This is a genomic window from Pseudomonas sp. R15(2017) (assembly GCF_002112685.1).
Taxonomy (GTDB): Bacteria; Pseudomonadota; Gammaproteobacteria; order Pseudomonadales; family Pseudomonadaceae; genus Aquipseudomonas; species Aquipseudomonas glycinae.
The window spans coordinates 209,407-234,812 of the sequence record NZ_NEII01000011.1 but is presented as its reverse complement, the minus strand read 5'-3'; the positions used below and the strand labels follow the sequence as shown (position 1 = coordinate 234,812).

Sequence of the window (25,406 nt, the reverse complement as noted above, 5' to 3'; positions counted from 1 at the left end):
ACGGACTCTGATGGCGATCGGAAAAAGTCCGGCTGACAGACATTCGCGTCAGCCAGCCGGCTTTTGTTACTTCAAGGGTTAGAGCGCGGCGCCGACGGGAGGAACAGCGTCGAACATCATGGTGACTGCGCCGGTGTAATCGCCCGGGGTGAAGTTGGTGCCGGCGGCGGTGATGCGCAGCGGTGCACGGTAGTTCACATCGGACTCGGCCTCGCCAACAACCATTTGCGGGGTCTGGGTCAGAACCTTGTTATTGAACTCGACTTTGAGATCAATGATGCTTGAGCCGCCGACCAGTTTCGGCACGCCTTCCAGATAGCCATGAACCGAACCGTTGGTGTTGCGCACATCGAAGAAACCTTCCACGGGTTTCATGGTTCCGGTAATCGGGCTGAAGCTCATGTCCTGATCCTTGTTGACCAGGTCAGCATCCGTTGGCACCACATAGAATCCGTTGGTCGGTACATGGGCGACCAGGCTGATGGAGTGACGTGCTTCACCGGCAGCGAAGACCACGGAAGAGCTCAGAGCCAGAACAGCCAGTGGGGCAGCGAAAGCGATTTTCTTGAACATCGGTCAGTACCTGTTTTCTTTTAAAGGATCGAAGCGTTGAACCTTCAAATCATTCACGCCGACAGGGGCTGTGTTGACATGAAGTTTCAACGCCGGGGCATGATCGACTGTTCACTCCGGAATGTAAGCAGGCAACTTCCCACAAACTTGTAGTTAAACCAGCTCATGACCAGAAAGAAAAAACGCGATATTTTCGATATTCAAAATAACGACTGTCAGTTTAACCCTACATACAGTTTCATATAAAAAACCACACAGCAATTCCAACTAAGCAATGCAAGGATAATTGCACTTTCCAAAGCATTTACTCAATCATTTATAGAGTTTCAACTTTAACTTTCCGGTCATTGATACAGATATTTCTCAGTGTTACAGACGCTCGAAATTCGGCTTCAGATCCGCCCACCGCTCGTCAGGGAGAAGGCACGCTCAGTGAAAAAGCCCTTGCCCGCAGCAAAAGATATATCTTAAGTTGTATCTAAACACGACGAGAGAACACTGAAATGAGAGACCATCATTCCCCCCACCGCGAGCAAGGCGACAGCCGTGACGGCTTCGAAAAGCGCCATGGTCGCGAACGCGGCGGTCGCGGCCCGCGTGTATTCGCTCCGGGCGATCTGAAATTGCTGCTGCTGGCGCTGATCGCCGAGCAGCCGTGCCACGGTTACGACCTGATCCGCCAGATCGAAACCATGTTCGACGGCGCCTACAGCCCCAGCCCCGGCGTGATCTACCCGACCCTGACATTCCTCGAAGAGAGCGAAATGATCACCGGCGACGCCGAGGGCGGCAAAAAGCGTTACGCAGTGACTGATGTCGGCCGCCAATCCCTCAGCGAACAAGCGGTGGCGCTGGACGGCGTGCGCATGCGCATCGACGTCAGCAAGCGCTCGCTGCGCGGCCACGACCGGCCGCCGGAAATCCATGAAGCGGTGCACAACCTGCGCCACGCCCTGCAAATGCACCACGGGCGCTGGAGCCCGGAAGAAATCCTGCGAGTGCGCGACCTGCTCAACGACACCGCCAAAGCCATCGTCGACGGCCCCGCCGTTCAACCTGCCCCGGAGAAAGCCGAATGACCGCAGTCGATACCCAAACCATTCACCGCGTCATGCATGAAATCAAACGTCGCCGCCTGGAAGTGTTGCGGGTGGTCGACCTGACTCCACGCATGCGCCGCATCACCCTCGGCGGGCCGGAACTGGCAGGTTTCATCAGCCTCGGCACCGACGATCACGTCAAACTGCTGTTCCCGCAGAACGCCGAACAGGCCGCCGCGCTGGAAACCCTGGTGCTCGGCGCCGGCAAGAGCGACGTGCCGATGCCCGAGATGCGCGACTACACCCCGCGTCGTTATGATCTGGACAAGCTTGAACTGGACATCGATTTCGTCCTGCACGGCGACGGCCCTGCCTCGACCTGGGCGGAACAGGCCAAACCGGGGCAGTTCCTGCACATCGGCGGCCCGCGTGGCTCGATGATCGTGCCGGACATTTTCGACAGCTACCTGCTGATCGGCGACGAAACCGCCCTGCCCGCCATCGCCCGCCGCCTGGAAGGACTGGCGGCCAATCGCAAGGCGCTGGTGGTGATCGAAGTGGAGAATGGCAAGGAGCAGCAAACGCTGGAAAGTGCGGCGCAGGTCAACGTGATCTGGGTGCTGCGCGAGGGCGGCAAGGACAACCTGCTGACCACTGTCAAACAATTGCAGGTGCCCAAGGGCAATCTTTATGCGTGGGTGGCGACCGAGACCAAGGTTTCGCGGCAGATCCGCCGGGTGCTGCTCGATGAACACGGACTCGACGAGAAGTTCGTCAAAGCGGTCGGTTACTGGCGCGCAGAAGGCTCCGAAGAAGAGTGAATACGAGCGGCGGCGCTGCTAAAGGCGCCGCCCCTGCCAGCGATCAATCCCGATCACCAGCAACGCCATCAGCACAAACCCCAGCAGAATCCCCCCGGCATTGACGAACACCTGTGGATAACCCAGCAGGGCCACGTCAATGAACGGATACGCGTAAGCCCCCAGCAAATGCCCGCGCAACAGCGCATAGGCGAAGTACACCAGCGGATAGATCAGCCAAAGCGGCAGGTGCTTCAGACGCAAAGAGCCCTTCGGCACACACAACCACCAATAAGCCAGAAACAGCAGCGGCATTACGTCGTGGAGCAATTCGTCAGCGATAAACTGCCAGCCCTGCGGGTGCCACAGATGTCGCAGCAGAATGCTGTAGGCCAGTCCCACTACGGCAATGCTCACCGCGATACCACTGCTGACCCAGGGTTGCAGAAACCAGCGCCGCGCGGTGGATTCACGATCGGCCACCGCGCAGGTCAGCACCACAGCCACCAGGGTGTTGGTGAGCACGGTGAAATAACTGAAGAAACTCACCAGCCCGCCCAGCAGACTGGCGCCGACGCTCAGCCGGGCGAAGAAAATCAGGTACAGCTGAATTCCCAGCCCGGCCCAGCCCAGCACCGCAACCGAAGTGATCAGGCGTCGCCGCAAGACGGCGTTCATCTCAGAGCGGACGCTTGGTGCGCATCAGTTTCACGTACAGCCGCTCGACTTTCTCCCGCGCCCACGGCGTCTTGCGCAGAAAGGTCAGGCTCGACTTGATGGTCGGATCGCTCTTGAAGCAACGGATGTCGATGCGCTCGGCCAGGCCCGACCATTCGTAGTGGGTCACCAGCGCATTGAGGATCTGTTCGAGGGTCACGCCGTGCAGCGGATCGGGGTTGTGGTCGTTCATGCCGGGCCTTTGGGCGAAGTAAAAATGCAGAAGCCGCGCACCTTAGCCGAGGGCATGGGCGGGTGGAAGGCCTTGGATTAAATGTAGGCCAACCGGAGAAGATCGCAGCCTGCGCCAACGCCTGCAATGCGCTGTATTGCCGCACTGTTACCGAATCCGAAAGGGTTCATGTCAGCAAAAGCCCTTTGTGTTTTTGTAACAGGACATTATCCTGCCGCCCTTCTGCTGAACCGCTTCACTGCCTGCGTCAAATCGTAGCGGCCAGTTTATCCCCCAAAAAAGATCAAGAAAGACCCAATTCATGCCCGATTTTCCGTTCTCCCGAGACAGCGCTATCTCAACCCTGCGCCTGATCGGCGGCTGCACCGCCCTTGGCCTCGCCACCTGCACCCAGGCCGCCCCGGCCTTCGACAGTGAATCACCGTGGATGCTCGGTGACTGGAACGGCACCCGCAGCGAACTCGCGGCAAAAGGTATCGACTTCAAGCTCGACTACACCGGCGAAATGGGCAGCAACCTGCACGGCGGCTACGACCACGACCGCACCGCGCGCTACAGCGACCAATGGGGCCTCGGCACTCATCTGGACCTGCAAAAACTGCTCGGCTGGAACGACGCCGAATTCCAGTTGACCGTGACCAAACGCAGCGGCAACAACATCAGCAACGACCGCATCAACGACCCGCGCGTCGGAGGCTTCACCTCGGCCCAGGAAGTCTGGGGCCGTGGCCAGACCACCCGCCTGACGCAGATGTGGTACCAGCAGAAATTCTTCGACCAGAAGCTCGACATCAAGGTCGGCCGCTTCGGTGAAGGCGAAGACTTCAACAGCTTCCCGTGCGACTTCCAGAACCTGGCGTTCTGCGGCTCGCAGGTCGGCAACTGGGTCGGCGGCATCTGGTACAACTGGCCGGTCAGCCAATGGGCGCTGCGCGTCAAATATCACCTGACGTCAGAGCTGTACGCGCAAGTCGGCGCCTATGAGCAGAACCCGTCGAACCTTGATCGCGGTAACGGCTTCAAGCTCAGCGGCAGCGGCACCCAGGGCGCAATCCTGCCGATCGAACTGGTGTGGAAGCCCAAGCTCAACGGCCTGCCGGGCGAATACCGCGCCGGTTACTACTACAGCAACGCCAAGGCTACCGACGCCTATAAAGACAGCAACGGCCAGCCGGCAGCCCTGAGCGGCGAAGCCTATCGCAGCGCCTCGAGCAAACACGGCGTATGGCTCGGCGTGCAGCAGCAGATCACCAGCGTCGCCAGCGACAACTCCCGCGGCCTGAGCGTGTTCGCCAACGGCACCATGCACGACAAGAAGACCAACGCCATCGACAACTACGTCCAGGCCGGCCTGGTCTACAAAGGCCTGTTCGACGCCCGCGCCAAGGACGACATCGGTTTCGCCCTGGCCCGCGTCCACGTCAACCCGGCCTACCGCAAAAACGCCGAAGCGACCAACCAGGCCCGCGCCGTCTACGACTACGACGATCCGTCGTTCCTGCCACCGCAGGACACCGAATACAGCGCCGAACTCTACTACGGCGTGCACGTCACCAACTGGCTGACCGTGCGCCCGAACCTGCAATACATCCGCCATCCGGGCGGTGTGGACAAGGTCGATGACGCACTGATCGGCGGGATCAAGGTCCAGTCGTCGTTCTAAAAGAACGACAAAGAAACCTGTGGGAGCTGCGGTGCGACGATTCGACTTGCCAGCGATAGCGGTGGGTCAGACAGCAGATATGCCGGCAGATAGATCGCCATCGCTGGCAAGCCAGCTCCCACAGGGATCGAAGAAAAATTCGATAGCAAGACAAGTTTTTATCTGAACCATGCCCACGCCAAATCGTCATCTAAAGTGACTACAGCGCGGGACTACATAAACGTCACGGAGAATCACACTATGAGCACTGAAGGTGCTTCGAGTCGAAGCCGTCTTCTGCCGAACCTGCTCGGCATTCTGCTTCTGCTGATGGGCCTGGCCATGCTGGCCGGGGGAATCAAGCTGAGTACGCTCGGCGGCTCACTGTATTACCTGCTGGCCGGTATCGGCATCACGCTGACCGGCATTCTGATGCTGATGCGTCGTCGCGCAGCATTGGGCCTGTACGCCATCGTGCTGTTTGCCAGTACCGTCTGGGCGTTGTGGGAAGTCGGCCTGGACTGGTGGCAACTGGTGCCGCGTCTGGCGCTGTGGTTTGTCCTCGGTTTCGTGATGCTGCTGCCGTGGTTCCGTCGCCCGCTGCTGCTCGCGGGCCCGGCGCCGATGGGCACCGGCGGCCTGACCGTGGCCGTGATTCTGGCCGGCGTCACCGCCCTGGCCAGCCTCTTCACCCACCCGGGCGAAATCTTTGGCGAACTGGGTCGCGACACCGCCGACACCACCAGCACCGCGCCAGCCATGCCTGATGGCGACTGGCAGGCCTACGGCCGCACCGAATTCGGTGACCGCTACTCGCCGCTGAAGCAGATCACCCCGGCCAACGTCGGCAAGCTGCAGGAAGCCTGGCGCATCCAGACCGGCGACCTGCCGACTGCCGATGACCCGGTGGAGCTGACCAACGAAAACACCCCGCTCAAAGCCAACGGCATGCTCTACGCCTGCACCGCCCACAGCAAAGTGCTGGCGCTGGATCCGGACACCGGCAAGGAACTGTGGCGCTTCGACCCGCAGATCAAGAGTCCGGTCGGCTTCAAGGGCTTCGCGCACATGACCTGCCGTGGCGTGTCGTACTACGACGAAGCCGCGTACGCCAAGTCTGAAAACGCCGCGTCCGCTGTCATCTCCGAGGCCGGCAAAGCCGTCGCCCAGGCCTGCCCGCGTCGCCTGTACCTGCCGACCGCCGATGCCCGACTGATCGCACTCAACGCCGACACCGGCAAAATCTGCGAAGGCTTCGGCAATAAAGGCGTGGTTGACCTGACCCAGGGTATCGGCCCGTTCACCGCGGGTGGCTACTACTCCACCTCGCCTGCCGCGATCACCCGTGATCTGGTGATCATGGGCGGCCACGTGACCGACAACGAATCGACCAACGAGCCATCGGGCGTGATCCGCGCCTTCGACGTGCGTGACGGTCACCTCGTGTGGAACTGGGACAGCGACAAGCCAGACGCCACCGAGCCTTTGGCGCCGGGCGAAACCTACAGCCGCAACTCGGCCAACATGTGGTCGCTGGCCAGCGTCGATGAAAAACTCGGCATGGTTTACCTGCCACTGGGCAACCAGACTCCTGACCAGTGGGGCGCCGACCGCACCCCGGGCGCCGAGAAATTCAGCGCCGGCGTCGTGGCTCTGGACCTGGCCACCGGTAAAGTGCGCTGGAACTACCAGTTCACCCACCACGACCTGTGGGACATGGACGTCGGCAGCCAGCCAACCCTGCTGGACATGAAAACCGCCGACGGCATCAAGCCTGCGCTGATCGCCCCGACCAAACAGGGCAGCCTGTACGTCCTCGACCGTCGCGACGGCACGCCGATCATCCCGATCCGCGAGATCCCGGTTCCGCAAGGCGCCGTGAAAGGCGACCACACCGCCCCGACCCAGGCCCGTTCGGACCTGAACCTGCTGGCCCCGGAACTGACCGAAAAAGCCATGTGGGGCGCCAGCCCGTTCGACCAGATGCTGTGCCGCATCCAGTTCAAGGAACTGCGCTACGAAGGCCAATACACGCCTCCGTCGGAACAGGGCAGCCTGATCTATCCGGGTAACGTCGGCGTGTTCAACTGGGGCGGCGTCTCTGTCGACCCGGTTCGCCAGATGCTGTTCACCAGCCCGAACTACATGGCCTTCGTCTCGAAAATGGTGCCGCGCGAAAAAGTCGCCGCCGGCAGCAAACGCGAGAGCGAAACCGCTGGCGTGCAACCGAACACCGGCGCGCCATACGCGGTGATCATGCACCCGTTCATGTCGCCACTGGGCGTACCGTGCCAGGCCCCGGCCTGGGGCTACGTCGCCGGTATCGACCTGACCACCGGCAAAGTCGTCTGGAAACGCAAGAACGGCACCAGCCGCGACAGCTCGCCAATCCCGATCGGCTTCACCCTGGGCGTGCCAAGCATGGGCGGCTCGATCGTCACTGCCGGCGGCGTCGGCTTCCTCAGCGGCACGCTGGACCAGTACCTGCGCGCCTACGACGTGAACACCGGTAAAGAACTGTGGAAATCGCGCCTGCCTGCCGGCGGCCAAGCGACCCCGATGACCTACACCGGCAAGGACGGCAAGCAATACGTCCTGCTCGTTGTCGGTGGTCACGGCTCGCTGGGCACCAAGATGGGTGACTATGTGATTGCGTACAAACTGCCGGAATAAGTTTTAGCGGCGGTAAGGAAAAAGGCGATGCCCTGTGAGGGGTGTCGCCTTTTTTTGTGGGCTGCGGTTTTTAAACGGGGTGTTTATGTCCTACAGACGGGGTTTTGGCGGGGGATGTTTCTGACATGTCGCGTCGGTTGTGGCTCGGAAATGGGGTGGATAGGCTTTGGGGGTCGCTGAAACATTCAGCGAACGGGCTTCGCAGTCCGCTCAACTCACTTGGTGCATAATCGCCACCCCAAACTGAAGTGCCTCGGTACTTTTCGTTTGCTTATGGTGGCTGTGCGCGGGATACCTTCGGGTATGCCGGAGTTTGCCAAGTGATCCGGTCTGCGAACCCGCGCACAGCTGCCACCCTCCATCGCTTCGCAGCGATTCGTGGTAGCTCAATTTGTCACTTGGAGTTCCACCATGAAAAAGCCAACACCGAATCCCCCCGAATCAAACGACACCTCACCCTACGAATCCGCCGATTCGAAGAAACTCCACGAAGCCGCCGAACGCGCGCTCGACCACCATTTCAATCCGATTCCAAAAAAATGCCCCGGCCGCCGACCGAGCCAGATGTTCCAGATCTCGCCAGACATGGACGATGAAAGCCTGTTGGCCCATGCCTGTGAGTCCCTGGCTACAGCAAGCGTCATGGCCAGTGATGTAGCGGCTTTTGTCGATACGCCGCAGCGGCATCGGATCCTGGGGATTCAGCAGGTGATCATGCTGGCGGAACTGGCGGTGAATCGGGTGCTGGATAACGTCGAAGTACAACGTTACCCAACACACAGCTAAGCCGCCCTGACAAAATCGACTGCCAGCCACAAACCGCATTCGCTGGCAGATCGACTGGGACGCAGAGCGTCCCGGGCTGCATTCCCACGCAGAGCGTGGGAACGATCAAAGTCGCCCTGACGGAATCGACTGCCAGCCACAAACCGCATTCGCTGGCAGATCGATTGGGACGCAGAGCGTCCCGGGCTGCATTCCCACGCAGAGCGTGGGAACGATCAAGTTACAGCCATGCGCGGGAGGGCCTACGCCCTGCCAGGTTCCATTCCCCGGTCGACCAACCCGCGCATGGCTCCCCAAAAAACAGGATGAGCGTTAGCTCGACAAAGCTCTTGATCTTGATCCACCCGTCCCTTCGGAAGGCTGAGTGGAGGTGTTCATCCGGGGATTGGCGCGCAGCGCCGTTTGGCGAAGCCGAACTCATCGACGAAGTCGATGCCCCCGGAGGGACGCCGGAGCGAAGGAACCCGAGCCTGCGAGGGCCGAACGCCGGGACGAGCCTTTTTGGGTACTTTTTTGGCGTTTGAAAAAAGTGCCTCGCCGTAAGGGCGAAACCGCCAGCGGGCGCACCCGAAGAAACGGATATTCACCCAAAACCCCAGAGCATGGTCGGCCCAAAGGCCGCCAAGCCCAACCCCCAAAACCCTGTCAAAACCCTGAACACACAAGCAGAAACACCCACCCCCATTGAAACCACCCAAACCCTGCCCCATCTAACAGCCATACCCAATTGCGCAGGTGCCCCATGAGCGACCAGCAAGAATTCCCCGAAAACCCCGACGACATCACCGAAACCGACGCCGAACACATCGAACACCACGTCCCCGGCAAAGGCCTGGCCCTGCCCGGCCAGAACCTGCCGGACAAGGTCTACATCATCCCGATCCACAACCGCCCGTTCTTCCCTGCCCAGGTCCTGCCGGTCATCGTCAACGAAGAACCCTGGGCCGAAACCCTCGAACTGGTCAGCAAATCCGAACACCACTCCCTGGCCCTGTTCTTCATGGACACACCCCAGGAAGACCCGCGCCACTTCGACACCAAGGCATTGCCGCAATACGGCACCCTGGTCAAGGTGCACCACGCCAGCCGCGAAAACGGCAAACTGCAATTCGTCGCCCAGGGCCTGAGTCGCGTGCGCATCAAGACCTGGCTCAAACACCATCGCCCGCCGTATCTGGTGGAAGTCGAATACCCGCACCAGCCCACCGAGCCGACCGACGAGGTCAAGGCCTACGGCATGGCGCTGATCAACGCGATCAAGGAACTGCTGCCGCTCAACCCGCTGTACAGCGAAGAGCTGAAGAACTACCTCAACCGCTTCAGCCCCAACGATCCGTCGCCGCTGACCGACTTCGCCGCCGCCCTCACATCGGCGACCGGCAATGAGCTGCAGGAAGTGCTCGACTGCGTGCCGATGCTCAAGCGCATGGAAAAAGTCCTGCCGATGCTGCGCAAGGAAGTCGAAGTCGCGCGCCTGCAGAAAGAAATCTCCGCCGAAGTGAACCGCAAGATCGGCGAGCACCAGCGCGAGTTCTTCCTTAAAGAACAGCTCAAGGTCATCCAGCAGGAACTCGGCCTGACCAAGGACGACCGCAGCGCCGACCTCGAGCAGTTCGAGCAGCGTCTGGAAGGCAAGGTCCTGCCGACGCAGGTGCAAAAACGTCTCGAAGAAGAGATGAACAAACTGTCGATCCTCGAGACCGGATCGCCGGAGTACGCGGTCACCCGCAATTACCTCGACTGGGCGACCTCGGTACCGTGGGGCGTGTATGGCGAGGACAAACTCGACCTCAAGCACGCGCGCAAGGTGCTGGACAAACACCACGCCGGCCTCGACGACATCAAGGACCGCATTCTCGAATTCCTCGCGGTCGGTGCCTATAAAGGCGAGATCAGCGGCTCCATCGTGCTGCTGGTCGGCCCGCCGGGCGTGGGTAAAACCAGTGTCGGCAAATCGATCGCCGAATCGCTCGGCCGGCCGTTCTACCGCTTCAGCCTCGGCGGCATGCGCGACGAAGCCGAGATCAAGGGCCACCGCCGCACCTACATCGGCGCGCAGCCGGGCAAACTCGTGCAGGCGTTGAAAGACGTCGAAGTGATGAACCCGGTGATCATGCTCGACGAGATCGACAAAATGGGTCAGAGCTACCAGGGCGACCCGGCCTCGGCGCTGCTCGAAACCCTCGACCCGGAACAGAACGTCGAATTCCTCGACCACTATCTGGACCTGCGGATGGACCTGTCGAAAGTCCTGTTCGTCTGCACCGCCAACACCCTGGATTCGATTCCCGGCCCGTTGCTGGACCGGATGGAAGTGATTCGCCTGTCGGGCTACATCACCGAAGAAAAAGTCGCCATCGCCAAGCGCCACCTGTGGCCGAAACTGCTGGAAAAGGCCGGCGTGTCCAAGGGCAGCCTGAGTATCAGCGACCCGGCGCTCAAAGCCTTGATCGACGGTTACGCCCGTGAAGCCGGCGTGCGCCAGCTGGAAAAACAGATGGGCAAACTGGTGCGCAAAGCGGTGATGAAGCTGATCGACGACCCGAAAGCGGCGATCAAGATCGGCCCGAAAGACCTCGAAGCGTCCCTCGGCCATCCGGTGTTCCGCAACGAACAAGTGCTGTCCGGCACCGGCGTGATCACGGGACTTGCCTGGACCAGTATGGGCGGCGCGACACTGCCGATTGAAGCGACGCGGATTCACACGCTCAATCGAGGTTTCAAACTCACCGGGCAACTGGGCGATGTGATGAAGGAGTCGGCGGAGATCGCCTACAGCTACGTCAGCTCGCACCTGAAACAGTTCGGTGGTGACGCGAAATTCTTCGACGAAGCTTTCGTCCACCTGCACGTGCCGGAAGGTGCGACACCGAAAGACGGCCCGAGCGCCGGCGTGACCATGGCCAGCGCCCTGCTCTCCCTCGCCCGTAATCAGCCGCCGAAAAAAGGCGTGGCGATGACCGGCGAGCTGACGCTGACCGGCCATGTGCTACCGATTGGCGGGGTGCGTGAGAAAGTAATTGCGGCAAGACGGCAGAAGATTTTCGAGTTGATTTTGCCGGAGCCGAACCGGGGTAACTTCGAGGAACTGCCAGATTACTTGAAGGAAGGCATCACTGTGCATTTCGCCAAGAAGTTTTCGGATGTGGCGAAGGTGCTTTTCTAATTTGAAGACTGGCCCCGCCCATTGGACGAGGCCTTCTGCATATAAAAAACAGCGATAGCCATAATTATAAAAAAGAATAAAAAACTGTCACATATGACAGTTTCAATATCATTCCTGGAAAACCACACTGCCTGCTCGATCCAACGAGCAGGCCGCCATCATGCCCCAGCAAATCAAATATCTGTTCGCAAGCGGAAAAGCTGACTTTACAAGAACCGGAACGATAGCAAACATCCCTGCCCCGCTCACCGACCTTGAAATGACCCCTGAAGGAGCATTCAGTCAATTGAGCAACAGCATTAGTATCGATTTGGTTCAATACAAGGGACAAGCCAGTGAAGTTCAAGTGCAAATCTCGCTTGCAGACCCCGACAACCCTAAAGTCGTTGGTTATCATGAGTACAGGAATACTGCAGACCACAGACCTTCAAGGGAACTTTTTTCCTTTGACATTTCCAACGCCATGATCACTTCAATAAAAACACAACTGACACCCCAGACATCCTTTTTTGAGATAACCCAATTAAGTTTTGAGGCACTCTCTAATGATGGCGATCACAAGCGCACAATAACAGGAACCGCAAAACTCCTGATTAATGAAATGCAATAAACCAAACGACAACCCAGAGTGGCAAGACCATGTCAAACCTGAACGCTGTTGTTGTAACCGCGAAATTTCAATTAACGATCGATATCAAAGCTGAAGGATTTAGCTTTTCTTCAAAAACAATTGTAACGGATAACGTGGATGGCTGGACGTCTGACGGAAAAACCGTGGAACTGGACATTCTGACGGAAAACTCTGCATCCAAACAGATAATAACTCTCAAAATCTCTCAAGAGGAAGCTCCCATAGTTATCTCTATTGCCCAGAGCACATTGGGAAGAAATGGATTAAACCAAGTGCATTACAACAACATCCAACAAGATCTGGAAAGTACAACGACCAAATTATCAAGCAACCTGTTCAAATACGATGTATCGAAAATAGAACTGGAAGCAACTTCGGACTTACTTGATCAGAGCTGTAAAATTTCAGGCTTCGGAAGTATTCTGATCCACCATGTCTAGGCATTGACTCTATCTGTGGATTCTCTTGGAAAACTTCACAGATAGATCTCCATCACTCACAGCGAAATGCCCCTGAATCGCGTCCTTCGCCGTCACAATTTGTCTCATCTTCAGTTATGCTCGCCGTTCGTCGCCAACGCCGGAGCCACTGAGTCCATGTCCCCCCTTCGCCTGTTTGTCCCGCTGTCCCTCGCCCTGCTGGCCGCCTGCGCCACGCAACCGAAAACCAACGTGACCGTGGAAAAACAGAGCGAATGCCCGGTGCGGCTGAGCAACGGGCAAAATCTGATCGTCACGCTCCCGAGCAACCCGACTACCGGTTACCGCTGGGCCATCCAGGATTCGGCCGGCGGCGTATTGCGCGCCCTCAGTCCCGAGGTCTACAGCAACCCGGAAGATGCCGGCGTGGTTGGCGCGGCCGGTCTCTCGACCTGGCGATTCCAGGCTTTCGCCCCCGGCACCGGGCGTCTGCGCCTGACTTCGCAGCAACCCTGGGCGCCGGAAGTGTTGCCGGTGGAGACCTTTGACTGCGCCATTTCGGTGAACTGATCGTGGGCTGGCTGATCCTGGCGCTGATGGGCGCAGTGACCTTTCTCTATGGCCTCAGCACCCATGCAGCGCTGCTGTGTCTGCTGGTCAAACCGTTGCCGGTGTTGGCGTTGCTCGGCTGGCTGCATGACGCGCCACCCAGCGACTATCGGCGCTGGATCAGCCTCGGTCTGATTTTCTCGCTAGTCGGCGATGTATTGCTGGCGTGGCCGGGGGATCTGTTTGTGTTTGGTCTGGGGGCGTTTCTGCTGGCGCATCTGTCGTACCTCAAGGCCTACCTCAGCGATTGCCGGCGCCTGGCCCTGCTGCCGCTGATCCTGGCGCTCAGTGTGGGCGCCGTGTTGTTGGGTATCCTGATTTCCAGCGGGCTCGGTCCATTGACCGTGCCAGTGATCGTCTACGGCACCGCCATCAGCGCCATGCTCTGGCGCGCGCTCGCCCGACTCGGCAGCGGCGTACCACAACGCTCAGCGCTGCTCGCGGCGGGTGGCGCGGTGGCGTTCGTGTTCTCTGACAGCGTGATCGGCATCAACCGGTTTGTCGCACCATTTCATGCGGCACCTTACGTGATCATCCTCAGTTACTGGTTGGGGCAGTGGGGGATTGCGGCATCGGCATTTGCGAGAAGCCAAAAAAATTTATACCCCGACACAAATTAAGCTTGTGTCGGCATATTTTATTACGCAACGATCTAAAGCACTGTCATTTATTACAGTAGACGCTCATTTTCCAACTTCATAAGATCAGCCAGCCCTAAAGATAATAAAGTTTTCAGGCTATCAAAAGGATCTGATCATGAATTCACCAAACAATACCTCACCCTTAATCGCAACCGGCACCTTGACCGCCAGTGTGAATGGTATTGATAACTTTAATGCCGAAAATCTTTTATTGATAAGCGATGGAAGAACTATTGCTATTGGCGGGATCCAAAGAACCCGATCGCACTTTCACCCAGCCGGTGGCCCAGGTGCCTGAATCCTCATTTCCAGTGGACTCGGGCCGTTGACCGTGCCGGTGATCGTCTACGGCACCGCCATCAGCGCCATGCTCTGGCGCGTTGGCGTTCGTGTTTATCACCGCCTCCACTTTCCAAAATAGAGATAGATATATTTGAACTAAAAATCCGCCACCCATAATTAAGTAGAATTAAAGACTGTAAGTTCTGACAGTTATCAGCCGCTTTTTCCAATCTTAAACTGCGCCAGCGACTTCACTTCCTTTTGTCGCACATCAGAGGATTTTGAATATGGGCATTCAGAGCGGTTCATCCAATTCGGTGGCCAATACGTTCACTTACCAAATTGATAGCGGTGAGGCAGGCGAGTTTTACTATGCGCAGGGATACTCGGGAAGGTATCTCGAAATCACTGGGGCACGGGACGACTGGGAGCATCAACTTGAGCAAATGATCTTTCGATTTGATCCTGCTATCACAAGCGGGCAATACTCGCTCGACAGCCCTGTCGTTCAAGTCGGAGTACTGACTGGCTGGGTCAATATCCGTTACACCCCAATATCCATGACCCTGAAGCTCACGGTCGATCATGCGTCCCAGCACATTTACGGTGTGTACGACATTCAGACGAAAGAGGATTACGCGGGTGGCAACAACCCCGGTATCAGAGTAAATGGGCTGTTCGACGTGAACTGGAGCACCACCAATTCGCGCCGTCGATAATCAAAAAACTCTCCCAGATATAAACGTCAGACTCAGGCGGCAAACCCTGCGGTTGCCAGAGCCTGAGTCTGAAGACGTGTGAAGTCCTCAAACAACAGAATGAACCCAATTCACACAAGGCCTCCCCCCCACGCCCCGATACACGGTTTATCAGACAACCCGCGCATCTGCGCGCCAGTTTGGCTAAAATGCCGGCCTTTTCATCGACACCGCCGGAACCGCCGTGAGCAAAGAACCCGATCGCATTTTCGCCCAGCCGATGGCCCAGGTGCCTGACTTCGCCTTCAACGAAGACGTGGTGCGGGTGTTCCCGGACATGATCAAGCGTTCGGTGCCGGGTTACCCGACCATCGTCGAGAACCTCGGCGTGCTCGCGGCGCAGTTCGCTCAACCGAACAGCGTGCTCTACGACCTCGGTTCGTCCCTCGGCGCCGTCACCCAAGCCCTGCGTCGCCATGTGCGCACCGACGGTTGCCGGGTGATCGCAGTGGACAACTCGGCGGCGATGGTCGAACGCTGCCGCGAGTATCTCAACGGTCAGGATTCGATGTTCCAGGAGTTGCTGCCGGTCGAGGTGATCGAAGGCGACATCCTCGCCCTCGATTTCAAACCGGCCTCGGTGGTGGCGCTGAACTTCACTCTGCAATTCATCGCCCCGGATCAGCGCACGGCGTTGCTGTCGCGTATTCGCCAATCGTTGCTGCCGGGCGGCGCGCTGATTCTGTCGGAGAAGCTGCGCTTCAACGATGCCGAAGAACATGCGCTGCTGACCGATCTGCACGTCGCGTTCAAGCGCGCCAACGGTTACAGCGAACTGGAAATCGCCCAGAAGCGCAGCGCCATCGAAAACGTCATGAAGCCCGACAGCCTCGAAGAACACCGCGAGCGTCTGCTGGCCGCCGGGTTCTCGAAAGTCGTGCCGTGGTTCCAGTGTCTTAACTTTGCCTCGTTGATTGCCTTGCCATGATTGATCTGTCCCCCCTCGCCCGCCGGCTGGCCGGCACGCCGCTGGCCGAATGGGCCAACACCCTGCAAGTGCAGCTCGACAAGAAAATGGAAAAAGGCCACGGCGATCTGGAGCGCTGGCAAAGTGCGCTGGACGCCCTGCCGAAGATCCAGCCGAGCGAAGTCGACCTGCTCAACGGTTTGAAACTCGATACCGATTGCGACGATGAAACCCGTGCACAAATGCGCACTGCGCTGATGGGGCTGTCGCCGTGGCGCAAGGGGCCGTTCGATCTGTTCGGCGTGCACGTCGATACCGAATGGCGTTCGGACTGGAAGTGGTCGCGGGTTTCTCCGCATCTGGATCTGAAGGGCAAACGCATCCTCGATGTCGGTTGCGGTAACGGCTACTACATGTGGCGCATGCTCGGTGCCGGCGCCGACAGCGTGATCGGAGTCGATCCTAACTGGCTGTTCTTCTGCCAGTTCCAGGCGGTACAGCGTTATCTGTCAGAGCCGAATGCCTGGCACCTGCCGTTCCCGTTCGAAGACCTGCCGCCGAATCTTGAAGGCTTCGACACGGTGTTTTCGATGGGTGTGTTCTATCACCGTCGCTCGCCGATCGAGCATTTGCTGGCGTTGAAGGATTGCCTGGTGAAGGGTGGCGAACTGGTGCTGGAGACGTTGGTAGTCGAAGGTGACAAGCATCAGGTGCTGGTGCCGGAAGACCGTTATGCGCAGATGCGTAACGTGTGGTTTCTGCCGTCGGTGCCGGCGCTGGAATTGTGGCTGCGTCGTGCCGGGTTTACTGACGTGAAATGCGTGGATGTGAGCACCACCACTGTTCAAGAGCAGCGCGGGACAGAGTGGATGAAGTATCAGTCGCTGAGTGATTTCCTTGATCCGGAAGATCACAGCAAGACGATCGAAGGGTTGCCGGCGCCGATGCGGGCGGTCATCGTCGCGAAGAAGTAACGATCCCTTCCAGACACTGCAAAAAATTGTGGGAGCTGGCTTGCCAGCGATAACGGTGGATCAATCGACATCAATGCTTGATGTGCCGACGCCATCGCTGGCAAGCCAGCTCCCACAGGGTTTGATGGAGTTCTTCAGTCTGCGGGTTTTGCCCGCCGCGCTCTGAAGAACTCGGTCAACACCGCCCCACACTCTTCCGCCAGCACCCCGCCTTCATACAGCACGCGATGGTTGAGAAAGCCCTGAGTGAAGAACTGGCCCTGGCTCTGCACAATCCCGGCCTTGGGCTCCAGCGCGCCGTACACCACCCGCGAAACCCGCGAATGCACGATCAGCCCGGCGCACATGCTGCACGGCTCGAGCGTCACGTAGAGCGTGCTGCCCGGCAGACGATAGTTATCCACCGCTTGCGCGGCAGCGCGGATCGCGACCATTTCAGCGTGTGCGCTGGGATCACTGGTGCTGATCGGGCAGTTGAAACCACGGCCAATGATCTCGCCGTCCTGCACCAGCACCGCGCCCACCGGCACTTCGCCGAGTGCTGCACCTTGCGCCGCCAGCTCCAGCGCCTCGCGCATGAAGTCGCGGTCACGGCTGCGGTCGATGATCGCCGCGGGGCGAATCTGGCGCATCACTTCACCTCGATGGCGGCCATCAGGCCGGTTTCCATGTGGTCGATCACGTGGCAGTGGAACATCCACACCCCGGGGTTATCCGCCACCAGCGCCACTTGCGCGCGCTCGTTCTTGCCCAGCAGGTAGGTGTCGGTGAAGTACGGCACGATCTTGTGCCGGTTCGACGCAATCACCTTGAAACTCATGCCGTGCAGGTGGATCGGGTGCTGGTACTGAGTCATGTTCTTCAGTTCGAAAATATAGCTCTGGCCGAGTTTCAGGCTGGCGATTGGCCGGTCGGCGCAGGTCTTGTCGGTGATGTCCCAGGCCTTGCCGTTGATCTGCCACAGGCTCGGTGGCTTGCCGTTGTCGACATTCACCGACACCGAACCGACCCATTCGAAATTGAAGTTGAGTTTCTCGGCCCTGGCCAGGTCCGGCTCGGCCACCGGGTTGGCCGGCAGTGCTTTCGGCCAGTCGGTCGGCGCGTCGTTGTTGGCCACCGAACGCAGGGTGCCCAATCGAACCGGACCGTTGCGCAGCGACAGTTCCTCGCCGGCCGGCGGTGCCTTGATCGCCAGGCAGATGCGCATGCCGGGGCCGAGCCAGTATTCCTTGCCCAACGGGCGCGGCTCGACCGGGTTGCCATCCAGCGCATAGATCTGCGCTTCAACGCCGGGAATGTTGATGCGATAGGTCAGGGTGTTGTCGAGATTGAGCAGGCGTACGCGGGTGATCTGCCCGGCCGGCAACTCGATCACCGGGGTCGGCACGCCGTTGATCGTCGACAGCCGCCCCGCCGTACCGCCACGGGCGGCTTCACGCGGGATGCTGAATTCGACGAAGTTGCCCTCGTCGTCGATGTGCCAGTTCTTCAGGCTCAGGGTCTTTTCGTACTTGAACCCGGTCGGCTCGCGCTCCTCGACAATCAACGGTCCGACCAGCCCGCGCCCGAGCTCCTCGCTGCTGCTGACGTGCGGGTGATACCAGTAACTGCCGGCGTCCGGCACCCGGAATTTGTAATCGAAGTATTCACCCGGCAGTACCGGCAGTTGCGAAACATAGGGTACGCCGTCCATTTCCAGCGGCAGACGGATCCCGTGCCAGTGAATGGTCGTCGCCACGGGCAGATGGTTGATGAAGCGCACCCGCAGCCACTCACCCTGACGCACGCGCAATTCGGTGCCCGGCGCCGATGGGCCGAAGGCCCAGGCTTCGGTCTTGCGCCCCGGTACCAGCTCGACGTCCAGCGGTGCAGCGATCAGCTCATAGTCATGCCCTGCGTCGGCATCGGCCAACTTGCCCAGCCAGTAACGCGACGCGCCCCCCGCTCCCACGCCAACGACAACAAGACCGGCCAGGCCACCGAGGATTTGGCGACGGGTAAAGGACATGAACTCAACTACCTCACGTATCTGCGGCGGGCCTGTGCGCCCGCAAAAGGCGAATACGATACACCTGCGCCTGCGAAACGGTAAGGGCAGCGTGGCGGATGGCCGCACATCAAAGACGATCTCGGGTAGTAACCCTGTACCGCACTTCCCTTGAGCGAATGGGTCACCCTCCGACCTCACTCTCAAGGAATAGAGCGAATGAACCCGACAGAACAACGTACGCTGCCCAATGACGCCGACAGAGCTGCACTCAAGGTCATGGCCACCCAAGTAGTCACGGCGTGCCCGAGTCTCAACGACACGGCCCGACAGGTTGCCATTGAAGTTCTCGCCAGGCAGGGCGTTACCGGCCTCGACCCCGATCACGTCTATTACCATCGATTCAGAACAGCTCAGAGCCTGTCCACATCATTCACCGGTTGGCAGCACTATGGCGAAAAGCCCTATGAAAGCCTGACCCTGACGCAACTGGTAATACACCGGTTCCGCGCCACGGATCAGGACAACGCCGACTTGCTCGGTGTATACGGCGGTTTTTACAGCGCAGGACCAGACTCCGAAAACTTCGATGCAAGCAACGAAGTCCGGCTGCACGGTCACGAGGTGATCAACGACTTCTGGAACCTCAATTTCAGCGAGCGTTACCGCAACGGGTTGCAGTCGTTCTGGAATCAGCACTCCAGCGAATTCCGCACACTGGCCAAATGCAACTTCCTCGGCAAAGCCGTTGAAGCCCGGGAGCTCGGCCACCTGAACGACGAAGACTTCCAGACTGCAATCAGCGCGGTCATCGGACCGCTGAGCTGGCCCGTGAGCCTGCCAAGTCTGCAAGCCGAGTTCATGCCCGGCCATGGCCTGCGGGTTTGCGCACTGGATATCGACGGCCGCGTGGCCACCGACATCCTGCGCATCATCGACTCGACCGGCCGGCAAATCCTTTATGTGCCCGGCGACAACCAGCCATTTCATGTGCTGGACACCCCCGCTGACCTGCATTGGTGGGCCTTGCAACAGTTGAACGAGAAAGCGCCGCGTGAGCTCTTCCTCAAACATTTCTCGCTGGCTGACCGGCACTGGATGACCGAACACATCAGTGACCTGATGAATCGACTGGTCAGCACCTGGGGGCATTCGGATCATCATCTGATCAACCGTAACGATCACACGGTCACGGTGGATGCATTCAGCTGGCTGCGTGACTGTGCCCATAGCGCGATGTTCGCCGAAGCGGATCTTTCCCTGACCTCAAACGCGGATCTGCGCAAGAAACTGTGGATCGGTTATCTGAGCGCCGGCCTGAAAATATTTGGCCCGATGACCGTAGTGGGCTGGCCCGTGGCATTGCCGGTCATTGGCGCCAGTCTCGCCGACATGGGGCTGAACATTGACAGGGCGGTCAATGGCAGGACTGCCGCGGAACGCAAGGAAGGTGTCCTGGCGGCCATTTTCAGCGGCATCGACGCGCTGTTTAATATTCCGTTTCTCAAGGGCACAGGCGCACTGGCGGAGCTCGACGTGCCGTCAGAAGCCATCGAAGCAAGCGAACTGACAGAAGCCGATACAGCAGCGGAACTGGAGCCAGAACAACCGAATGACATCGTGCCTGTTCTGCCAGAACAGCCCTCGGTCATATCCGAACCAGTGCAAGCTTCACAAATCCCGCAACGCTTTCAATCCAACGCAATCCTCGACGGTCTTGATCCGGTTACGGAGCCGGGCAAATATCGCGGCATCTACAGACTCGACACCGATCCTCCCTACGCCATCCAGATGAACGACACGGCCTACTGCGTCCGTTACTTCAACGACTCACAGGGTGGCGGATTCTGGGCGATCATCGACCCGGCCAAACCCAGCCAACTGATCCACGCCATACCCGTGCGCTTGAACAGCGAAGGCCTGTGGGAGCGCATGACCCGACTGGGACTCAAGGGAGGCGGCCAGTGCCTGGGCAGGCAATGCACCGTCGATGTGGCACTTGAACTTGATACACGCGAACCCTCGCCCGCTGAGCCGGAGCCGTTGGTCACACAACCTGGACCGTCAAACCCTGCGCCCAGCGAGCCGCCGAACATCCGACTGGTCAAGACGCCTTACGCAGTCGATCCGCAGCGGGAGTTCGAACTGAGGCGTTGGGCCCTGCAATTACGTGAAACCCATATTCAACTGCGAATTGGCCCTGACGGCGGGCTGATCGCTCCGGATCGCTATGCCCTGTATTTCGCCGATAAAGCCCGCGCGCTTCGGATCTCCGCCAGGCGCTTCTACAAGAACCTGCCATGGGCAAACCTGCCGCCACGCCCGCCGATACCTGCAATTACCTCTTCAATGACCTTCATGGATTTCGTAGCACAGGCACTCAAGGAAGCGCCCGGTCTGGTGATCGGCGAAACCCCGGGCCGAATCACCAGCATGCGACTGATCATTGAAAACATGCCTGCTCTGGCGCGCGAAGGCGTCAAGACGCTTTATGTGCGCCGACTGCTCAGCGACTTTGCCCAGGCTGACCTGAATGCATACTTCAAGTCCGGCGTCATGTCCGAGGACTTGCAGCAGTACCTGAGTCGCCTCGGTACCGATCCGGCAGGGCGGTTCGACGAACTGGCACTGGTCAAAAGCGCCCGAGAAAACGGTATTCGAGTCCAGGCGACCGATTGCGCGGCCTCCTACAAAAGGCCCGATACGCTCGCACGGCCCGAGGAGCAAATCATGACCAATCACCTGACAGCCGACATCATGTTTATCGACAAGAACCTGAATGACGTCGGCAAGTGGGTGGTACTGACAGGCGTGGAAAACACCAATACGTTCAGGGGCGTTGCCGGCATCAGCGAACTGGAAGGCGGCATTGGCTTGCGCATTGAAGAAGTTGATCCGGGACTGGGCGAACGTGTCTCACCGGACCCAGGCATCGATATAGAACGGGGCCCGCATTCAGAAACGCTGGTACAACGCGGGACTTTCGATACCCATTACGTCGACGCGCTGGTGCAATTGGAAGCGGCGCCGGTCAGCCGAAGCGAACTGCAAATACACCGACTCCTGTATCGCGCGGGCATGTATGTTTTCGAACGTTCGCAAGGTACCTATCGGTTGTTCCACAGAAGTGTGAACGGCGAGATTGTACAAACCCCTGTCCAGACCTTCGCAGACGGGCGCTATTACATTGATCGCCCATCCTGGGGTCCGGTACACCGCGTCCCCTACGATAATCTTGAGCAGTTATCCAGCGCACTGAAACAGATGGGGCTGCAACTGCAAAGCCGCCTTCCCCACTGACCTGCCCATTGCCACAAACAAAAAAACCCTGGCCGAAGCCAGGGTTTTTCATTGCATCAATACAACCGGTGTCGCGGGATCACTCCCACTCAATCGTCGCCGGCGGCTTGCTCGACACGTCGTAAGTCACGCGGGAGATGCCTTCGATTTCATTGATGATGCGGCCGGAAACGGTTTCCAGCAGTTCGTAAGGCAGGTGTGCCCAACGTGCGGTCATGAAGTCGATGGTTTCCACGGCACGCAGGGCCACGACCCAGGCGTAACGGCGGCCATCGCCGACCACGCCAACCGATTTCACCGGCTGGAACACGACAAACGCCTGGCTGACCTTGTGGTACCAGTCGGCCTTGCGCAGTTCTTCGATGAAGATGTGGTCGGCGCGACGCAGCAGGTCGGCGTATTCCTTCTTCACTTCGCCAAGGATGCGCACGCCCAGGCCCGGGCCCGGGAACGGGTGACGGTAGACCATGTCGTACGGCAGGCCCAGTTCCAGGCCCAGACGACGGACTTCGTCCTTGAACAGTTCGCGCAGTGGCTCGACCAGTTTCAGGTTCATTTCTTCCGGCAGGCCGCCCACGTTGTGGTGCGACTTGATCACGTGGGCCTTGCCGCTTTTCGCGCCAGCCGACTCGATCACGTCCGGGTAGATGGTGCCCTGAGCCAGGTACTTGATGTTGTCCAGTTTGCAGGATTCGGCATCGAACACGTCGATGAAGGTACGACCGATGATCTTGCGCTTCTTCTCCGGATCGGCTTCGCCGGCCAGGTTGTTCAGGAACTGGTCTTCCGCGTTGGCGCGGATCACCTTGACGCCCATGTTCTCGGCGAACATGGCCATCACCTGCTCGCCTTCATGCAGACGCAGCAGGCCGTTGTCGACGAAGACGCAGGTCAGCTGATCACCGATGGCCTTGTGCAGCAGCGCCGCAACCACCGAGGAATCCACACCGCCGGACAGACCCAGCAGCACGTTGTCGGTACCGACCTGTGCGCGGATGTTGGCGATGGCGTCTTCGGCGATCTTCGACGGGGTCCACAGGGCTTCACAGCCGCAGATGTCGAGAACGAAACGCGACAGGATGCGACCGCCCTGCTTGGTGTGGGTCACTTCCGGGTGGAACTGTACGCCGTAGTAAGCGCGCTCGTCGTTGAACATGCCGGCGATCGGACAGCTCGGGGTGCTGGCCAGGATGTGGAAGTCGCTTGGCATCTTGGTGACCTTGTCACCGTGGCTCATCCACACGTCGAGGCCGAACAGGCCGTCGGCGTCGATGTGGTCTTCGATGCCGTCGAGCAGACGGCTCTTGCCGACCACGTCAACACGGGCATAACCGAACTCACGCAGTTCGGAGCCTTCAACCTTGCCGCCCAGTTGCTCGGCCATGGTCTGCATGCCGTAGCAGATACCGAAGACCGGAACGCCCAGGTCGAACACCGCTTGCGGGCAGCGCGGGCTGTTGGCTTCGTGCACGGACTCGGGACCGCCGGCGAGGATCACGCCTTTTGGCGCAAATTCGCGGATCGCATCTTCGTCCATGTCGAACGGGTGCAGTTCGCAGTACACACCGATCTCGCGCACGCGGCGGGCGATCAGTTGGGTGTATTGCGAGCCGAAGTCGAGGATCAGGATGCGGTGAGCGTGAATATCGAGGGCCATGATTCAGTCTCGTCTAAGTCATTCAGAAACAGTCGTGATTCAGAAACAACTCGGGGCTGAATAAAACAGCCCCGGTTGCTTAGCTTGTTGCTTGAAGGCTCAACCTACGCGGTAGTTTGGCGCTTCCTTGGTGATCTGCACGTCGTGAACGTGGGACTCGGCCATGCCGGCACCGGTGATCCGCACGAACTCAGGCTTGGTGCGCATTTCTTCGATGTTGGCGCTGCCGGTGTAACCCATCGAAGAACGCAGACCGCCCATCAACTGGTGGATGATCGCGCTCAGGGTGCCCTTGTAAGGAACACGGCCTTCGATCCCTTCAGGTACAAGCTTCTCGGCGCCTGCCGAGGAGTCCTGGAAGTAACGGTCGGAGGAACCTTGCGCCTGGGACATGGCGCCCAGCGAACCCATGCCGCGATAAGCCTTGTACGAACGACCCTGGAACAGTTCGATCTCGCCCGGCGCTTCTTCGGTACCGGCGAACATCGAGCCCATCATCACGCAGGAAGCACCAGCCACGATGGCCTTGGACAGGTCACCGGAGAAACGGATACCGCCGTCGGCGATCAACGGAACACCGGTGCCTTCGAGGGCAGCGGCAACGTTGGCGATGGCACTGATTTGCGGAACGCCGACACCGGCGACGATACGGGTGGTGCAGATCGAGCCAGGGCCGATACCGACCTTGACGGCGTCGGCGCCAGCTTCGGCCAGAGCCTTGGCGGCAGCGCCGGTGGCGATGTTGCCGCCGATCACCTGCACTTCAGGGAAATTCTCTTTGACCCAGCGAACGCGGTCGATCACACCCTTGGAGTGACCGTGAGCGGTGTCGACCACCACCACATCCACACCGGCATTGACCAGGGCTGCAACGCGGTCACCGGTGTCTTTACCGGTACCGACTGCAGCGCCAACGCGCAGACGACCCTGGTCGTCCTTGCTGGCCAGCGGGTAGGCCTTGGCTTTTTCGATGTCTTTGACGGTCATCATGCCTTTGAGGGCAAACTTGTCGTCGACGATCAGGACTTTTTCCAGGCGGTGCTTGTGCAGCAGCTCGCGGACTTCGTTCTTGTCGGCGCCTTCGCGAACAGTGACCAGACGCTCTTTGGGCGTCATCACTTCACGAACGGTGGCATCCAGACGGGTTTCGAAGCGTACGTCACGGGAAGTGACGATGCCGACCAGGTCGCCATCGTGCAGCACCGGAACGCCGGAAATGTTGTGCATGCGGGTCAGTTCGAACAGATCACGAACCGTGGCGTCAGCCTCGATGGTGATTGGGTCCTTGACCACACCGGCTTCGAACTTCTTGACCTTGCGAACTTCGGCAGCTTGCTGCTCGATGGTCATGTTCTTGTGGATAATGCCGATGCCACCTTCCTGAGCCATGGCAATTGCCAGACGGGCTTCGGTGACGGTGTCCATGGCGGCAGAAACCAGAGGAATGTTCAGCTCGATGCCACGGGTAAGGCGGGTCTTCAGACTGACTTCGTTAGGAAGCACCTCGGAATAACCGGGCACTAGGAGAATGTCGTCGAAGGTCAGAGCTTCTTGGCTGATACGCAGCATCGCGGGGGCTCCCGAGCGGGAAAATGGAAGCGCGCCATTATACTCAGACACCCTACCGGGCTCAATGTAAAACTTGTCTTAT

22 protein-coding genes and 1 pseudogene are annotated in these 25,406 nt (G+C 59.2%); 16 read left to right on the top strand and 7 right to left on the bottom strand.

Features of this window, described 5'->3' with window-relative positions:
* Positions 1 to 78 precede the first annotated feature (78 nt).
* Complete coding sequence (locus CAF77_RS22610; protein WP_011335783.1) at positions 79 to 573, bottom strand: CS1 type fimbrial major subunit; 495 nt, start codon at positions 571 to 573, stop codon at positions 79 to 81.
* 503 nt (positions 574 to 1,076) lie between these two features.
* Between CAF77_RS22610 and CAF77_RS22605 the strand changes: the two genes are divergently transcribed.
* Together CAF77_RS22605 and CAF77_RS22600 are read left to right on the top strand one after the other, a co-directional pair.
* Positions 1,077 to 1,652: a PadR family transcriptional regulator gene (locus CAF77_RS22605; protein ID WP_085655315.1), complete on the top strand. Its 576-nt coding sequence runs from the start codon at positions 1,077 to 1,079 to the stop codon at positions 1,650 to 1,652.
* Positions 1,649 to 2,434 carry a siderophore-interacting protein gene (locus tag CAF77_RS22600; protein ID WP_064383885.1) on the top strand — a complete coding sequence of 262 codons (786 nt, stop codon included), beginning with the start codon at positions 1,649 to 1,651 and terminating at the stop codon, positions 2,432 to 2,434. Before CAF77_RS22605 ends, CAF77_RS22600 begins: the two co-directional genes overlap by 4 nt.
* An 18-nt stretch (positions 2,435 to 2,452) precedes the next feature.
* On the opposite strand, the gene CAF77_RS22595 is transcribed toward CAF77_RS22600, so the two are convergent.
* A complete protein-coding gene (locus CAF77_RS22595; RefSeq protein ID WP_064383886.1) occupies positions 2,453 to 3,091 on the bottom strand; it encodes a Pr6Pr family membrane protein in 639 nt (212 codons plus the stop codon).
* 1 nt (position 3,092) lies between these two features.
* Positions 3,093 to 3,323, bottom strand: coding sequence for a VF530 family DNA-binding protein (locus CAF77_RS22590; protein ID WP_007956650.1), 231 nt, complete (start codon positions 3,321 to 3,323; stop codon positions 3,093 to 3,095).
* Positions 3,324 to 3,624: 301 nt separating this feature from the next.
* On the opposite strand from CAF77_RS22590, the gene CAF77_RS22585 reads away from it, so the two are divergent.
* The 13 genes and pseudogenes from CAF77_RS22585 to cmoB all read left to right on the top strand — a co-directional run bounded on the left by CAF77_RS22585 (position 3,625) and on the right by cmoB (position 16,811).
* Positions 3,625 to 4,986, top strand: a complete 1,362-nt coding sequence (locus tag CAF77_RS22585) for a carbohydrate porin (RefSeq protein ID WP_064383887.1) — start codon at positions 3,625 to 3,627, stop codon at positions 4,984 to 4,986.
* 240 nt (positions 4,987 to 5,226) lie between these two features.
* Positions 5,227 to 7,638, top strand: coding sequence for a glucose/quinate/shikimate family membrane-bound PQQ-dependent dehydrogenase (locus CAF77_RS22580; protein ID WP_064383888.1), 2,412 nt, complete (start codon positions 5,227 to 5,229; stop codon positions 7,636 to 7,638).
* Between the two features lie 411 nt (positions 7,639 to 8,049).
* Positions 8,050 to 8,424, top strand: coding sequence for a DUF6124 family protein (locus CAF77_RS22575; RefSeq protein ID WP_064383889.1), 375 nt, complete (start codon positions 8,050 to 8,052; stop codon positions 8,422 to 8,424).
* A 742-nt stretch (positions 8,425 to 9,166) separates the two neighbouring features.
* The gene (lon, locus tag CAF77_RS22570; RefSeq protein WP_064383890.1) at positions 9,167 to 11,590 is read left to right on the top strand and encodes an endopeptidase La; all 2,424 of its coding nucleotides are present in this window, start codon (positions 9,167 to 9,169) and stop codon (positions 11,588 to 11,590) included.
* Positions 11,591 to 11,750: 160 nt separating this feature from the next.
* Positions 11,751 to 12,200: a hypothetical protein gene (locus CAF77_RS22565; protein ID WP_064383891.1), complete on the top strand. Its 450-nt coding sequence runs from the start codon at positions 11,751 to 11,753 to the stop codon at positions 12,198 to 12,200.
* 29 nt (positions 12,201 to 12,229) lie between these two features.
* Positions 12,230 to 12,661, top strand: coding sequence for a hypothetical protein (locus CAF77_RS22560; protein WP_064383892.1), 432 nt, complete (start codon positions 12,230 to 12,232; stop codon positions 12,659 to 12,661).
* Between the two features lie 156 nt (positions 12,662 to 12,817).
* On the top strand, positions 12,818 to 13,210 hold the full coding sequence (locus CAF77_RS22555; protein WP_064383893.1) for a protease inhibitor I42 family protein: 393 nt from the start codon (positions 12,818 to 12,820) through the stop codon (positions 13,208 to 13,210).
* Between the two features lie 2 nt (positions 13,211 to 13,212).
* A complete protein-coding gene (locus CAF77_RS22550) occupies positions 13,213 to 13,869 on the top strand; it encodes a lysoplasmalogenase (RefSeq protein ID WP_170928983.1) in 657 nt (218 codons plus the stop codon).
* A 136-nt stretch (positions 13,870 to 14,005) separates the two neighbouring features.
* The gene (locus CAF77_RS29120; RefSeq protein WP_139831617.1) at positions 14,006 to 14,188 is read left to right on the top strand and encodes a hypothetical protein; all 183 of its coding nucleotides are present in this window, start codon (positions 14,006 to 14,008) and stop codon (positions 14,186 to 14,188) included.
* Positions 14,189 to 14,284, top strand: a pseudogene (locus CAF77_RS29565) (lysoplasmalogenase); the annotation flags it as partial.
* Positions 14,285 to 14,459: 175 nt separating this feature from the next.
* Entirely contained in the window at positions 14,460 to 14,891 is a 432-nt protein-coding gene (locus tag CAF77_RS22540; RefSeq protein WP_064383895.1) for a hypothetical protein, read from the top strand.
* A 259-nt stretch (positions 14,892 to 15,150) separates the two neighbouring features.
* A complete protein-coding gene (cmoA, locus tag CAF77_RS22535; RefSeq protein ID WP_219736936.1) occupies positions 15,151 to 15,858 on the top strand; it encodes a carboxy-S-adenosyl-L-methionine synthase CmoA in 708 nt (235 codons plus the stop codon).
* A complete protein-coding gene (cmoB, locus tag CAF77_RS22530) occupies positions 15,855 to 16,811 on the top strand; it encodes a tRNA 5-methoxyuridine(34)/uridine 5-oxyacetic acid(34) synthase CmoB (RefSeq protein ID WP_064383896.1) in 957 nt (318 codons plus the stop codon). The genes cmoA and cmoB overlap by 4 nt, the downstream gene beginning before the upstream one ends.
* A 134-nt stretch (positions 16,812 to 16,945) precedes the next feature.
* On the opposite strand, the gene tadA is transcribed toward cmoB, so the two are convergent.
* Positions 16,946 to 17,443 carry a tRNA adenosine(34) deaminase TadA gene (tadA, locus tag CAF77_RS22525; protein ID WP_064383897.1) on the bottom strand — a complete coding sequence of 166 codons (498 nt, stop codon included), beginning with the start codon at positions 17,441 to 17,443 and terminating at the stop codon, positions 16,946 to 16,948.
* A complete protein-coding gene (locus CAF77_RS22520) occupies positions 17,443 to 18,819 on the bottom strand; it encodes a multicopper oxidase family protein (RefSeq protein ID WP_064383898.1) in 1,377 nt (458 codons plus the stop codon). Before CAF77_RS22520 ends, tadA begins: the two co-directional genes overlap by 1 nt.
* Before the next feature lie 198 nt (positions 18,820 to 19,017).
* Between CAF77_RS22520 and CAF77_RS22515 the strand changes: the two genes are divergently transcribed.
* Positions 19,018 to 22,098: a membrane-targeted effector domain-containing toxin gene (locus CAF77_RS22515; RefSeq protein WP_064383899.1), complete on the top strand. Its 3,081-nt coding sequence runs from the start codon at positions 19,018 to 19,020 to the stop codon at positions 22,096 to 22,098.
* 79 nt (positions 22,099 to 22,177) lie between these two features.
* On the opposite strand, the gene guaA is transcribed toward CAF77_RS22515, so the two are convergent.
* Positions 22,178 to 23,755 carry a glutamine-hydrolyzing GMP synthase gene (gene guaA, locus CAF77_RS22510; protein ID WP_011335797.1) on the bottom strand — a complete coding sequence of 526 codons (1,578 nt, stop codon included), beginning with the start codon at positions 23,753 to 23,755 and terminating at the stop codon, positions 22,178 to 22,180.
* Between the two features lie 99 nt (positions 23,756 to 23,854).
* Positions 23,855 to 25,324, bottom strand: a complete 1,470-nt coding sequence (gene guaB / locus CAF77_RS22505) for an IMP dehydrogenase (RefSeq protein WP_011335798.1) — start codon at positions 25,322 to 25,324, stop codon at positions 23,855 to 23,857.
* Positions 25,325 to 25,406: the final 82 nt, after the last annotated feature.